The sequence below is a fragment of the Kitasatospora sp. NPDC048407 genome (assembly GCF_043200475.1).
Lineage (GTDB): Bacteria > Actinomycetota > Actinomycetes > Streptomycetales > Streptomycetaceae > Kitasatospora.
The window spans coordinates 243,074-256,492 of record NZ_JBICXW010000010.1 but is presented as its reverse complement, the minus strand read 5'-3'; the positions used below and the strand labels follow the sequence as shown (position 1 = coordinate 256,492).

The window sequence follows — 13,419 nt, the reverse complement described above, 5'->3', positions numbered from 1 at the left end:
TACGTCATGCTCGACCGCACCGGCCGCGTCCAGCTCCCCGCCAAGTTCCTCGCCGCCCTCGGCATGGAACACCGGGTCGCCGCCGACCTCGCCGCAGACCACATCGCCCTCCACCCGGACGACACCGACCAGGCCTAACCGCTGGGCGGCGCCGCCAGCAGGCGGCGCAGCGCGGTCGGGGTGTGGCCGAGGTGGTGGCGGGCGGTGCGGGCGGTGGGCTTCGCCGGGCCGTGGTGGCGGCTTCCGGATCCGCCCGAGCGCCCGACCGGATCTGCGGATGCGTCAGTAGGAGCGGGGCAGGCCCAGGGTGTGCTGGGCGACGTAGTTGAGGATCATTTCGCGGCTGACGGGGGCGACCCGGCCGACCCGGGTGGCGGTGATCAGGGCGGCGAGGCCGTACTCCTGGGTGAGGCCGTTGCCGCCGAGGGTCTGGACTGCCTGATCGACGGCTCGGCAGGAGGCTTCGCCGGCCGCGTACTTGGCCATGTTGGCGGCCTCGCCGGCGCCCAGGTCGTCGCCCGCGTCGTAGAGGTGGGCGGCCTTCTGGGTCATCAGGCGGGCGAGTTCGACCTCGATGGCGCACTGGGCGAGCGGGTGCGCGATGCCCTGATGGGCGCCGATCGGCTTGTCCCAGACGGTGCGGGTGCGGGCGTAGCCGACGGCGGCGTCGAGGGCGTACCGGGCGATGCCGAGGGTGAAGGCGGCGGTCATGATCCGCTCGGGGTTGAGTCCGGCGAACAGTTGCAGCAGCCCGGCGTCCTCGTCGCCGACCAGGGCGTCGGCGGGCAGCCGGACGTCGTCCAGGAAGACCTGGAACTGCCGTTCGGGGGCGGTGAGTTCCATCGGTATGGGGCGGTACTCGAAGCCGGGGGTGTCGCGCGGGACGATGAACAGGGCGGGCTTGAGCTTGCCGGTGCGGGCGTCCTCGGTGCGGCCGACGAACAGGACGGCGTCGGCGTGGTCGATGCCGGAGATGAACACCTTGCGGCCGCTGAGCAGCCAGTCCTCGCCGTCGCGGCGGGCGACGGTGCCGATCCGGTGCGAGTTGGAGCCGGCGTCGGGTTCGGTGATGCCGAACGCCATCACCTTGCTGCCGTCGGCGAGGCCGGGCAGCCAGCGCTGCTTCTGCTCCTCGGTGCCGAACCGGGCGATCACGGTGCCGCAGATCGCGGGCGAGACGATCAGCATCAGCAGTGGGCAGCCGGCTGCTCCCAACTCCTCCAGCACGATGGAGAGTTCGCTGATCCCGGCGCCTCCGCCGCCGAATTCGGCGGGCAGGTTGACGCCGAGGTAGCCCAACTTGGCGGCCTCCGACCAGAGTTCCTCGACGGGCTGGTTGGCGCGGGCCTTGCGCTGGAAGTAGTCGCGCCCGTAGCGGCGGCCGAGCGCGGCGACGGCTTCGCGCAGGGCGCGGCGGTCCTCGGACTCGATCAGCGGGGAGGCGGGTAGCGAGGTGGTGCGCGGTGCGGACATCACGGGGTCCTTCCGGGCGGGGTCGCCGGGCGGCGCGGATCGCACAACCGGCTTTTTGTTAAGGGGAGTTAATTCAGGATTCGGCGCGGACCACGGCGAGGACGGCGCCGGTCTCGACCTGTTGGCCGACGGTGACGGGGAGTTCGGCGAGCATGCCGTCGGCCGGGGCGGCGACCTGGTGTTCCATCTTCATCGCCTCCAGCCAGAGCAGCGGCTGGCCGGCGGTGACGGGCCGGCCCGCCTCGGCGGCGATCCGGACGACCGTGCCGGGCATCGGGGCGAGCAGCGTTCCGGGGGCCAACTGGGCTGCGGGGTCCGGGAATCGGTCGAGGACGGTCAGGGTGTGGTGTTCGGTCGGGCCGTCCACGAAGACCTGGTCGCCGTGTCGGGCGATCCGGTAGCGGCGGCGCAGCGGGCCGACCGCGAGGTCGACGGATTCGGCGGTGCTGCCGAGGAGTTGGACGTCGGGGTGGTCCTCGGCGAGCAGGCCGTCGCGGGTGAGGCGGTAGCGGACGTCGAGTTCGGTGCCGTCGCCGGTGCGGTAGCGCTTGAGTTGCGGCTGGGAGGGGAGGTTGCGCCAGCCGGACGGTCCGGTGCCGGGGTGGCGGGCGGCGTCGGCGAGGGCTGCGGCGAGGGCGGCCAGTGGCGCGGATTTGCCGTCCTGGCCGAGGAGTTGGTCGGCGTGCTCGGCGAGGAAGGCGGTGTGTACGGCGCCGTCCAGGAAGGCCGGGTGGCGCAGTGCGCGGACCAGCAGGTCGCGGTTGGTGGCCGGGCCGTGCAGGCGGGTGCGGGCGAGGGCGTCGGCGAGGCGGCGGGCGGCGGCGCGGCGGGTGGGGGCCCAGGCGATCACCTTGGCGAGCATGGCGTCGTAGTGGACGGTGATCCGGTCGCCGCCGGTGCTCGTGCCGGCCGCGCTGCCGGTGCCGGTGCGTTCGCCTATTCCGGCGTCCAGGCGCAGGCCGGCGGGGGCCGGGAGGGTGTCGAACTCGACGTCCACGCCCGGGACTTCGAGCAGGTGCACGGTGCCGGTGGCGGGCTGCCAGTCGCGGGTGGGGTCCTCGGCGTACAGCCGGGCCTCGATCGCACAGCCCTGGGCGGGCGGCGGGGTGGCGGGGAGCTTCTCGCCTTCGGCGACGGCGAGTTGGAGGGCGACCAGGTCGAGTCCGGTGACGGCTTCGGTGACGGGGTGCTCGACCTGGAGGCGGGTGTTCATCTCCAGGAAGGCGAGTCGCCCGTCGGGGGCGAGCAGGAACTCGGCGGTGCCGGCGCCGCGGTAGCCGATGGCGCGGGCCGCGGCGGTGGCGGCGGCGTGCAGGCGGGTGCGGAGCTCGGGGTCGAGGCCGGGGGCGGGGGCTTCCTCGATCACTTTCTGGTGCCGGCGTTGCAGCGAGCAGTCGCGGTCGCCGACGGCCCAGACGGTGCCGTGCGCGTCGGCCAGCAGCTGGACCTCCAGGTGCCGGCCGGTGGGCAGGTAGGGCTCGCAGAACACCTCGTCGTCGCCGAACGCGGCCGCCGCCTCGGCGCGGGCGGCGGCCAGCGCGGCGGGCAGTTCGGCGAGGGTGCGCACCACCCGCATGCCGCGTCCGCCGCCGCCGGCCGCGGCCTTGACCAGCAGCGGCAGGTCGGCCTCGGCGGGCTCGGACCCGACGCTCAGCACGGGGACGCCGGCGGCGGCCATCAGCCGTTTGGCGGCGGTCTTGGAGCCCATGGCGGCGATCGCGGCGGGCGGCGGGCCGACCCAGAGCAGTCCGGCGTCCTGGACGGCCCGGGCGAACTCCGCGTTCTCGGAGAGGAAGCCGTAGCCGGGGTGGACGGCGTCGGCGCCCGCGTCCAGTGCGGCGCGGATCAGCAGGTCGGCGCGCAGGTAGGTGTCGGCGGGCGCGGCGCCGGGCAGCCGGACGGCGGTGTCGGCCTCCCGGACGTGCCGGGCGTCGGCGTCCGGGTCGGCGTACACGGCGACGGTGGCGATGCCGAGGGTGCGGCAGGTGCGGAAGACCCGGCGGGCGATCTCGCCGCGGTTGGCCACCAGCACAGAGCTGATCATCCGTCAGTTCGCTTTCGCTGTAGGGAGGTTGACCTTGCTAATGGCGCTACATCCGGAACACGCCGTAGCCGCGGGCGCCTTCGACCGGTCCGCTGTGGATCGCGGAGAGGCAGAGGCCGAGCACCGTCCGGGTGTCGCGCGGGTCGATCACCCCGTCGTCGTAGAGCCGGCCGGACAGGAAGGCGGGCAGCGACTCGGCCTCGATCTGCTGCTCGACCATGGCGCGGATGGTGGCGTCGGCGCCCTCGTCATAGGGCTGGCCCTTGGCGGCGGCGGACTGGCGGGCCACGATCGAGAGCACACCGGCGAGTTGCTGCGGTCCCATCACGGCGGACTTGGCGCTGGGCCAGGCGAACAGGAAGCGCGGGTCGTAGGCGCGGCCGCACATGCCGTAGTGCCCGGCGCCGTAGGAGGCGCCCATCAGGACCGAGATGTGCGGGACGGTGCTGTTCGACACCGCGTTGATCATCATCGCGCCGTGCTTGATGATGCCGCCCTGCTCGTAGTCGCGGCCGACCATGTAGCCGGTGGTGTTGTGCAGGAACAGCAGTGGCCGGTCGCGCTGGTTGGCGAGCTGGATGAACTGGGCCGCCTTCTGCGACTCCTGGCTGAACAGCACGCCCTGCGCGTTCGCCAGGATGCCGACCGGGTACCCGTGGACGGTGGCCCAGCCGGTGGCCAGGCTGCTGCCGTAGAGCGGCTTGAACTCGTCGAAGTCGGAGCCGTCGGCGATCCGGGCGATCACCTCGCGCGGGTCGAACGGTGCCTTCAGGTCGCCGGGGACGATGCCCAGCAGCTCGTCCTCGTCGTACTTCGGCGGATCGTACCAACTCGTCGGCTGTGGGCCGGACTTGCGCCAGTGCAGCCGGTGCACCACCCGGCGGGCGAGGCGCAGCGCGTCGGGTTCGTCGAGGGCGAGGTGGTCGGCCAGGCCGGAGGTGCGGGCGTGCATCTCGGCGCCGCCGAGGGATTCGTCGTCGGACTCCTCGCCGGTGGCCATCTTGACCAGTGGCGGTCCGCCGAGGAACACCTTGGCCCGTTCCTTGACCATGATGACGTGGTCGGACATGCCGGGCACGTACGCGCCGCCGGCGGTGGAGTTGCCGAACACCACGGCCACGGTGGGGATTCCGGCCGCGGAGAGCCGGGTGAGGTCGCGGAAGAGTGCGCCGCCCGGGATGAAGATCTCCTTCTGGCTGGGCAGGTCCGCGCCGCCGGACTCCACCAGGTTGACCAGCGGCAGCCGGTTGCGCAGCGCGATCTCGTTGGCCCGCAGGGCCTTGCGCAGCGTCCACGGGTTGGACGAACCGCCGCGCACGGTGGGGTCGTTGGCGGTGATCACGCACTCGGTGCCCTCGATCACGCCGATCCCGGTGACCAGCGACGCGCCGACCGGGTAGTCGCTGCCCCAGGCGGCCAGCGGCGACAGTTCGAGGAACGGCGAGTCCGGGTCGATCAGCAGCTCGATCCGCTCCCGGGCCAGCAGTTTGCCCCGACTGCGGTGCCGCTCCACGTACTTGGGCCCGCCGCCGGCCAGCGCCTTGGCGTGCTCGGCGTCCAGCGCGGTGAGCTTCTCCAGCATGGCGGCGCGGTTGGCGGTGTACGCGGGCCCGCTGGTGTCCAGCCGGGTGGGCAGTACGGTCACAGCAGTGCCTCCGGGATGTCGAGGTGCCGGGAGCGCAGCCACTCCCCCAGTGCTTTGGCCTGCGGGTCGAACCGGGCCTGGGCGGCGACGCCCTCGCCGAGCAGGCCGCGGATGGTGAAGTTGACGGCGCGGAGGTTCGGCAGCAGGTGTCGCTCGATGGTCAACTGTGCGGTCTCCGGCAGGAGTTCGCGGAGCCTGTCGATGGTCAGGGTGTGCGCGAGCCAGCGCCAGCCGGCCTCGCTGCGGGCCCACACGCCGAGGTTGGCGTCGCCGCCCTTGTCGCCGCTGCGAGCGCCCACGATCAGGCCGAGCGGGGCCCGGCGGGTCGGGCCCGGCTCGGGCTCGGGCGGCAACTTCGGTTCATCGGGAGCGAGTTGTCCCGATCCCACTTGTCCGGGCTGGACGGTGACGGTGGTGCCGCCGGGCAGGTGGGCCAGGTGCTCGACCTCCTTCGCGTCCAACTCCCTTGCCTCGAAGACGCCGTAGGGCGCGGCCGGGGCGGGTGGGGCGGTCAGGTGGAAGCCCGGGTAGCCGGCCAGGCCGAGTTCGACGGCGGCGGCGGTCAGGGCGCGGCCGACCTTGGCCTCCTGCGGGTCGCGGGCGGTGAGCCGGAGCAGCGCGCTGGCCCGCTCCTCGGTGTCGGCGTCCGGGTGGTCGGTGCGGGCCAGCGTCCAGCGCAGTTCGGCCGGCGGGTCGGTCAGGGCCCGAGTCAACTGCCGTTGCACGAAGGCCGATTTGGCCTCGATGTCGAGCCCGGTGAGGACGAACTCCAGCTCGTTGCGATAGCCGCCGATCCGGTTCAGCCCGACCTTGAGGGTGGCCGGCGGGGCCTCGCCGCGCACCCCGTCGATCCGCACCCGGTCCGGCCCGTCCTGGGTGAGCGTCACGGTGTCCAGGCGGGCGGTGACGTCCGGGCCGAGGTAGCGCGGTCCGTTTGTCTCGTACAGGAGTTGGGCGGTGACGGTGCCGATGTTCACCACGCCGCCGGTGCCCGGGTGCTTGGTGATCACGCTGCTGCCGTCGGCGTGCAGTTCGGCGAGCGGGAAGCCGGGGTGGTCGAGGCCCCCGTCGTTCCCGTGTTCGGCGAAGAACGCGTAGTTCCCGCCGGTGGCTTGCGCCCCGCACTCCAGTACGTGCCCGGCCACCACCGCACCTGCCAGCGCGTCCAGGTCTCCGGGCGTCCATCCGTAGTGCGCGATCCCCGGCCCGACCACCAGCGCGGCATCGGTCACCCGTCCCGTCACCACCACGTCCGCGCCGCCGCGCAGGCACTCGGCGATGCCGAACGCCCCCAGGTACGCGTTGGCGGCGAGCAGCGGGCGCCGCGGGTCCTCGCCCGTCCAGCCGAACTCAGGGGCTCGGGGCAGTAGTTCGTCGCCCGTCACGTAGCCGATCCGGGCCTGCACGCCCTGCCGGTCGGCGAGTTCCCCGAGCGCTTCGGCCAGCCGCGCCGGATTGAGGCCGCCCGCGTTGACGACGATCCGCACCCCGCGGTCGATCGCCTCCGCGAGGCACTCCTCGGCCTGCCGCAGGAACGTCCGCGCATACCCCCGCTGCGGGTCGCGCAGCCGGTCGCGGGCCAGGATCAGCATCGTCAACTCGGCCAGGTAGTCGCCCGTCAGCACGTCCAGCGGGCCGCCGGTCAGCATCTCCCGGAACGCGGCGAACCTGTCCCCGTAGAACCCCGAAGCATTGCCGATCCGCAGCACGAAGCCTCCCAACTCCCGGCCGTCCGACCACCGTTCGCGATCCGGTCGCGATCGGCTCGCGTTCCGGTCGCGACCGAGCGTGGCACTGGCCCGCCGACAAATCAAGCACGCGTGCTTGTTTTTCTGCCGGCAGTGGCCCGCCCGCCCGCCTGTCAAGCAAAACTGACGTTTCGTCGGTTTTGCGGAGGAAATCCACCGGCAAGGAGACGGCCTCGGGCATGCTGAGCCTGCTGTGATCGACCACCTTCCGGAGGAGCGAGCATGTCGAACATCCCTGCTGATCTGCGGTTTGCCGAGTCCCACGAGTGGGCGCGCCTGGAGGCCGACGGCACCGTGCTGATCGGAATCAGCGACCACGCCCAGAACGCGCTCGGCGACGTGGTGTTCGTGGAACTGCCGGAGGTGGGGCGGGCCCTCAAGGCCGGCAACCCGGCCGGAGTGGTCGAGTCGGTCAAGGCCGCATCGGACATCTACGCGCCGATCGGCGGCAAGGTGCTCGCCGTCAACGAGGAGTTGAACGAGAGCCCGGAACTCCTCAACGACGAGCCCTACGATGCCTGGATCTTCAAGCTCCAGCCGACCGACAAGTCCGACCTCAAGAACCTGCTGGACGCGGCCGGCTACAAGAAGGTCATCGGCGAATAGCCGTCCGGCCGGACCCGACGGGCCCGGCTGCGGCCCGCACACGGCCGGGGCCCGCGCACAGCTGTCCGGAACTGAGCTCCGCCCCCGGACGTCTTCTCCCGACAACGGCGACCGGTGATCATGAATGCCACCGGCGCCCCCATCGGAGGAGCATCGTGGCTGACGGCAGGTCGGAAACCGGTTCACCCGCGCGGAGACGGTGGTGGCGTCCGACGCTGACCACCCTGTGCGGCCTGCTGCTGCTCGGACCGGCCGCCCTCGCGGCGGTCCGGATCCTGGGCCTGGACGACGGGACCGTCCTCGCCCTGCCGATGGCCGGGCTGCAGTACGCCGCTCTGCTGACGCTGCTGCTGACGGCGGCGCTGGCCGTGCTGCGCCGCCGCTGGCTCGCGGGCCTGGCGGCCGTCCTGGTCGGGCTGCAACTGTGGTGGCTGGTACCGCGGTTCGTCCCGGACGGGACGGAGGTGCCGGCCGGTGCGCCGCGACTGCGGGTGGCCACCAGCAACGCGTACATGGGCAACATCTCACCGAAGGCGCTGGTCGACCTGGTCCGGTCGCAACGCCTGGACGCGCTGGCCGTCGAGGAGTTGAGCGGTTCGGCGGCGGACGCGCTGGACGCGGCGGGCATCCGCGAGCTGCTTCCGCACCGGGAGCTGCCGGACGGCACCGACACCGCGATCTACACCCGCCTGCCCGTGACGGCGGCCGCCGACCCGGCCTGGCCGACCACCAACGTGACGATCACCGTGGACGGCCGGCCGGTCCAACTCGTGGCGGTGCACACGTACTACCCCCTGGGCGACGCCCGCAAGTGGGCGGCCGGAATGCACGCGCTGCGGGACGCCGTGCCGGGCCGCAACCACAACGCGGTACTGCTGGGCGACTTCAACGCGACCCTCGACCACGCACCGATGCGGAGCCTGCTGGCCACCGGACTGGCGGACACGCACGACGAGTTGGGGGCCGGGCTGTTCCCGACCTGGCCGGAGCACAACCTCGACCTCCCGTACCTGCCGCCGATGCTCCAGATCGACCACGTCCTGCACGGCCCGGCGCTGCTCCCGGTGTCGATCGAGGAACACACCCTGGCCCGGACGGACCACCGCGCGGTGGTGGCCGAACTCGCCGTCCGCGACCGCTGAGCTCCGGAACGACGGGTAGCGTGCGGGGGAAAATGATCAAGCGAAGCCGGTCGCGCTCGACGTCGGCCAGCAGGCGCAGCAGCCGCAATTTCCGCCGGGCCGCACCACCGGCCGGCGGGCGAGGGAGGGTAACGTGAGCGCGGGTACCGGTCGGAGGCTTGTGCTGGTTCGGCACGCGCAGGCGGAGCGGGAGACGGCGGTCGATCAGGAGCGGCGTCTCGACGGGCCGGGGCGGGCGGAGGCGTTCGCGGCCGGCCGGTGGCTCGCGGGTTTCGGTGTCGCGCCGGATCTCGCGCGGGTGTCCGGCGCCCGGCGGACCAGGGAAACCTGGGAGTGCGTGGGCGCGGCACTGTCGCCCCTGCCCGAGACGGTCCACGAGCAGGGGCTTTACGACCTCAGCGTGGAGATCCACCGGCGGGCGAACGGTATCGGCGAGCTGGTGACGCTGCTGCGGGGGACGTCCGACGACGTGGGCGAGCTGGTCGTGGTCGGGCACAACCCGAGCCTGCCCGAGCTGGTCGGGCTTCTCGTCGGAACGGTTCTCGCCGGAACGGCCGGCGGCGCACTCGCGCAGCGGGTGGCGGATTCCGGGTTCCCGACCGCCTCGGTGGCCGTCCTGGAGTTCGACGGTTCCTGGCAGGACCTCGGGCCCGGCGCCGCACGGATCACCGGCTTCTGGGCGCCGACGCAGGATGCCCGGCCCAGTGGTGGGCCGGGCATCGGGTGACGGCGGGCCGTCAGTCGAGGCAGAACTCGTTGCCCTCGACGTCCTGCATGTTCTGGCAGGACTCGTTGACCCCGTCGGCGATCAGGAGCTGCCCGCGGGTCGCACCGAGGGCTTCGAGGCGGGCGCATTCGGCTTCGAGGGCGGCGAGGCGCTCCGCGCCGACCAGGCCGGTGCCGATCCGGACGTCGAGGTGGACGCGGTTCTTGACGACCTTGCCCTCGGGGACGCGCTGGAAGTACATCCGCGGGCCGACACCCTCGGGGTCGCTGGCCACGAACCAGGATCCGCGCGTCTCGGCCGGCTGCGCCTCCTGGTACGCGTCCCAGCTGTCGAAGCCCTCCGGCACGGCCGGGGGAACGTAACCGAGCGCCTCGCACCAGAAGCGGCCGACGCGCTCCGGCTCGGCGCAGTCGAAGGTGACCTGGAACTTCTTGACCGTTGGCATCGCGCCACCGTAGCAGCAGCCGATCTTGCCCTCGACCGAATTACGCGGCGGCGCCGGACAGTTGACGCCGGCGGGCGTCAGCCGCGGGTGGCCTCGAAGGTCCACACCTCCTCGGCGGCGGCCGGCGCGCTGCCCGCCCGGTAGCCGCCGTGCACGGTGCTCCCGGTGAAGCCGGCCCGCTGCGGCATCGCGCGGAATGCCTCCAGGCCGAACCGGAGCAGCGAGAAGATATGCAGTTCGGTCCGGGCCGGCGCGCCGTCCTTCCACAGAGCCGCTCACCGTCAGGCCCGGGAATCCGTGATCTCCTTTCGGGGCAGCAGGGTTGGGGTCGGTGTTCGACGTTCCCAGAATGCCCTGGATGCCCCGGATGCCCGAGTTGGCGAGCGGGGGACGGAGCGGCGACATGTCGGTGCGTCGTGTGATGCTCCGTCGCATGGGAACGCTGATCGGCTACTTCGCCGCCACTGACGATGACGACGCCCTGGGGGCGATCGTCCGGGACGACGACGAGCCCTTCGGGGCGGGGTACGACGAGGTGGTGGTGAAGGGCATCGATCCGGTCGTGATGCTCGAGCCCGCCGAGGAGTTGGTGACGGGCCGCTCGCCCGCCGAACTCCGGGCGGACCCGCGGCGCGCGGCGCTGGTCGGCATGATCGAGGACGGCGAGGTGGTGGTGCTGGCCCTGTCGGACGCGTTCCGGGACGCGCTGGCGCAGCACGAGGACGCCGCGCTGCGCGAGGTCGCCGAGCGGTGGGCGGTGGCCGAGGGCGTCCACTACGAGCCGGCCGACCTCGCCGATTTCCTGCGGGAGTTGGCCGGGCTCGCGTCGCGGGCGGTGGCCGGCGGTGCGCGGCTGTACTGCTGGGCCTGCGCCTGAGGGCGGACGGTAGGGTCGGGCGGCATGACGGTCGATGCGGTGTTGCGTGGTGCGGTGGCCCTGCCGGGCGGGCGGGAGTTGGTGCTCGGGTTCGGGTGGGAGGGGCGCCCGGGTACGCGCCGCGCGGTGCTGCGGGACGGGGCGCGGCTGGCGGTGTTCGAGCTGGACGCGGTGTTCGGCGGGCGGCCGGAGCCGTCCGTCACCTTTCCGCTGCCGTGGCCGGGCTGGTCGGGCGGGGTGCATTCGGTGAGCCCGGACGGCGCGTTCGCCGCGTTCTCGGGGCAGCGCGCCGTCCGGGCCGTGAACCGTGACGGCTCGACCCGGTGGGAGTACCGGCATGCCTGCTGGGGGCCGGAGGTGGGGCATCCGCACAGCGGGGACGAGCAGCAGGTGTGCGAGGGTTCCGAGCACGGTTCCTGCCGGATCTCGGACGACGGCCTGCTGGTGTGGGCGCACGTTCCGGTGTCGGGCCCGGGCGAGGACGACTACGCGGAGGCGTGGGTGGTGCTAGACGCCGAGGACGGCCGGGAGCTGGCCCGCCTGCCGCTGGAGTCCGTCGCGGAGGGCTCGCACCAGCAGTCGAACCCGGACACCGGCCACGTGGGCCTGTGCGTCGGCATGGGGCAGGACGGCATCGGCATGTACTGGGCGCGCTGGGACGGCGAACGGCTCCGCGACGTCCGCGTGGAGGAGGTCGGCGAGCGCATCCTGACCGACGTCCACCCCGAGCGTCCCGCCTACCTGACCGTGCAGCACGACGGCTGGGACGTCCAGCTGCACGACCTGGACGGCACGCTGCTCGCCGAGGGCACACCCCCGCCGTCCACCGACCCGGACAGCCCGGCCTGCTGGGACTGGCAGTGCGGCTTCGTCGACCCGCACACCGTCCTCGTCTCCACCCTGGACTACGACGACGACGGCGCCCACTGGCTGCTGGACGCCGCCACCCTCACCCTCCGCAACCGACTCACCTACCCACCCGGCCACACCCCGGGCTACGCCCGCCCCCTCGGCGACGGCACCTGGCTGACCTTCGAACCACGCTCCGGCCTCGTCCACCGCTGGTCGCTCGCGCCCACCGGCTGATCCACGAGCCGCGCCGGAACCGGTCAGAGGAGCCAGAGGCCGAAGCCGGTGACCAGGATGCCGGTGGCGATCAGGAGCGGGCCGAGGAGGTGGTCGCGCGGGCGGTCGGTGCCGGGGCGGATCCGGATGGTGGAGGCCAGGCCGATGCCGAAGAGCAGGACGCCGAGCGGGGTCAGGACCACCCAGAGCAGGGGCGCGACAGCGTAACCGGAGATCATCGGGCCGTCTGCTGGGTGGCGGCCGGTCGGGGGCGCTCGCCGGGCGCAGATGGGGCGTGGGGTGCGGCCATGGTGGGTCCTCCTGCGGTGTTCCGCACGACGCTACCTCCGTCCGTAACAAGACTCCGCCACGGATTGGCAAAGCCTTCACCGCGACCGTCGGGCGGTCGGGCGGGTTCCGGTTTTTGACGGTGCGTCAGCTCGTACACGCGGTCCAACCGGCGGCAACGGGCGTCGTTCGATTCCCAGCGAACGCCCAGGAAACTCCCGGCCCGCTCGTAGGGGGGTTCCGCGAGGGTTGCGCGGGTGGTGAGGAGAACGCGACGAGTGCGCGGCGGCTCTGCGGAGGTCGTGCGCAAAAGGCCCCCGGGCCCGGTCCGGCACCACTTTGCCGAAACCGGGGCCGGGGGCCCGGGGGAAATCGGGGATCAGCCGACCGGGACGGTGGTCGGCGTCGCGTTGACGGCGACGGCCTCCTGCTTCGCCGCGCGGGCCGCGGCCCGGCGGGCGACGAAACGGTTCACCAGGGCGACCGCCACCCAGGCGTAGGCCCAGCCGACCAGCACGTCGATGATGAAGTGCTCGCCGCCGTAGACCAGCGTGAAGCCCATGGCCAGGGGGTACGCGGCGAGCAGCACCCGCAGGGTGCGGCCGGCCCGGGGCCAGAACACCAGGGCGATCATCATCGGGTACGCGGAGTGCAGCGAGGGCATCGCGGCGACGTCGTTGGCGAAGCGGCTGCCGTTCTCGAAGATGGTGCCGGCCCGGTGCAGGCCGCTGTTCTCCAGGACGGCGTTGACTATCCGGTCGACGGCCGGCATGTGGTTCTCGATCCCGGCCAGCCACGGCGGCACGGCCGGGTACAGCACGTAGGTGAGGAAGCCGGCGAAGGTGATGGACAGATAGCAGGCGAGGAAGTGCCGGAACCGGGCGTGGTTGCGCTTCCAGAGGACGGCGAGTATCACGAACACCGCGAAGAAGTGCGACATGTACACGCTGACTATCGCGTAGTCGTACCACTGCGGCCGGCCTGGGTGGTAGAGCAGGTGCTGAAGGCGCACCGTCCACGTCTCGCCGAAGCCGAGGACCTTGTCGAAGGCGAGCTGGGGAGCGTAGTGCGGCTGCCAGGGCGTGTGCGCGCCGTAGCCTCTGAGCAGCGAGTACGCCCAGACCACGGCCATCACCGGCACCCAGTCGCGCAGCACGTACAGCCAGCCCTTGCGGCCGCCGCTGTGCACGGACGCGGCGACCAGCGCGCCGATCAGCCAGAGGAAGACCACGTCGTTGGCGTAGGGCAGTCCGTAGACCGCGAGGTACCACCAGAAGGTGAGGGCGAACAGGGGCCAGGCAACGTGCCGGGGGCGGAGTCTGGTCACCAGATTGACCATCAGCGAGCGTGACCGGGCTG

The 13,419-nt window shown here is 72.5% G+C and carries 12 protein-coding genes; 5 read left to right on the top strand and 7 right to left on the bottom strand.

Translation table 11 applies throughout. The features are described 5' to 3' along the window. Positions 1 to 282: 282 nt before the first annotated feature. The 4 genes from ACGFWJ_RS20765 to ACGFWJ_RS20750 form a co-directional block, all read right to left on the bottom strand. Positions 283 to 1,473: an acyl-CoA dehydrogenase family protein gene (locus tag ACGFWJ_RS20765; protein WP_392951540.1), complete on the bottom strand. Its 1,191-nt coding sequence runs from the start codon at positions 1,471 to 1,473 to the stop codon at positions 283 to 285. A 73-nt stretch (positions 1,474 to 1,546) separates the two neighbouring features. Next, complete coding sequence (locus ACGFWJ_RS20760) at positions 1,547 to 3,517, bottom strand: acetyl/propionyl/methylcrotonyl-CoA carboxylase subunit alpha (protein WP_392951537.1); 1,971 nt, start codon at positions 3,515 to 3,517, stop codon at positions 1,547 to 1,549. Between the two features lie 46 nt (positions 3,518 to 3,563). Beyond that, positions 3,564 to 5,162 (bottom strand): acyl-CoA carboxylase subunit beta, encoded by a 1,599-nt coding sequence (locus tag ACGFWJ_RS20755; RefSeq protein WP_392951534.1) that lies wholly within the window; start codon positions 5,160 to 5,162, stop codon positions 3,564 to 3,566. Then, positions 5,159 to 6,883, bottom strand: a complete 1,725-nt coding sequence (locus ACGFWJ_RS20750) for an acyclic terpene utilization AtuA family protein (RefSeq protein WP_392951531.1) — start codon at positions 6,881 to 6,883, stop codon at positions 5,159 to 5,161. The genes ACGFWJ_RS20755 and ACGFWJ_RS20750 overlap by 4 nt, the downstream gene beginning before the upstream one ends. Positions 6,884 to 7,132: 249 nt before the next feature. On the opposite strand from ACGFWJ_RS20750, the gene gcvH reads away from it, so the two are divergent. The 3 genes from gcvH to ACGFWJ_RS20735 all read left to right on the top strand — a co-directional run bounded on the left by gcvH (position 7,133) and on the right by ACGFWJ_RS20735 (position 9,385). Continuing rightward, positions 7,133 to 7,516: a glycine cleavage system protein GcvH gene (gene gcvH, locus ACGFWJ_RS20745; RefSeq protein ID WP_392951529.1), complete on the top strand. Its 384-nt coding sequence runs from the start codon at positions 7,133 to 7,135 to the stop codon at positions 7,514 to 7,516. A 155-nt stretch (positions 7,517 to 7,671) separates the two neighbouring features. Continuing rightward, positions 7,672 to 8,658 carry an endonuclease/exonuclease/phosphatase family protein gene (locus tag ACGFWJ_RS20740; protein ID WP_392951527.1) on the top strand — a complete coding sequence of 329 codons (987 nt, stop codon included), beginning with the start codon at positions 7,672 to 7,674 and terminating at the stop codon, positions 8,656 to 8,658. Positions 8,659 to 8,791: 133 nt separating this feature from the next. After that, complete coding sequence (locus ACGFWJ_RS20735; RefSeq protein WP_392951524.1) at positions 8,792 to 9,385, top strand: SixA phosphatase family protein; 594 nt, start codon at positions 8,792 to 8,794, stop codon at positions 9,383 to 9,385. 10 nt (positions 9,386 to 9,395) lie between these two features. On the opposite strand, the gene ACGFWJ_RS20730 is transcribed toward ACGFWJ_RS20735, so the two are convergent. Continuing rightward, the gene (locus tag ACGFWJ_RS20730; protein WP_387641241.1) at positions 9,396 to 9,830 is read right to left on the bottom strand and encodes a VOC family protein; all 435 of its coding nucleotides are present in this window, start codon (positions 9,828 to 9,830) and stop codon (positions 9,396 to 9,398) included. Between the two features lie 433 nt (positions 9,831 to 10,263). Between ACGFWJ_RS20730 and ACGFWJ_RS20725 the strand changes: the two genes are divergently transcribed. Together ACGFWJ_RS20725 and ACGFWJ_RS20720 are read left to right on the top strand one after the other, a co-directional pair. Beyond that, a complete protein-coding gene (locus tag ACGFWJ_RS20725; protein WP_392951521.1) occupies positions 10,264 to 10,707 on the top strand; it encodes a hypothetical protein in 444 nt (147 codons plus the stop codon). A 24-nt stretch (positions 10,708 to 10,731) separates the two neighbouring features. Further along, positions 10,732 to 11,793, top strand: coding sequence for a hypothetical protein (locus ACGFWJ_RS20720; RefSeq protein WP_392951518.1), 1,062 nt, complete (start codon positions 10,732 to 10,734; stop codon positions 11,791 to 11,793). Between the two features lie 23 nt (positions 11,794 to 11,816). Here the strand turns inward: ACGFWJ_RS20720 and ACGFWJ_RS20715 are convergent, their stop codons facing one another. Together ACGFWJ_RS20715 and ACGFWJ_RS20710 are read right to left on the bottom strand one after the other, a co-directional pair. After that, a complete protein-coding gene (locus ACGFWJ_RS20715) occupies positions 11,817 to 12,011 on the bottom strand; it encodes a hypothetical protein (protein WP_387641232.1) in 195 nt (64 codons plus the stop codon). A 428-nt stretch (positions 12,012 to 12,439) separates the two neighbouring features. Beyond that, positions 12,440 to 13,387, bottom strand: coding sequence for a phosphatase PAP2 family protein (locus tag ACGFWJ_RS20710; RefSeq protein WP_392951515.1), 948 nt, complete (start codon positions 13,385 to 13,387; stop codon positions 12,440 to 12,442). Positions 13,388 to 13,419 lie beyond the last annotated feature (32 nt).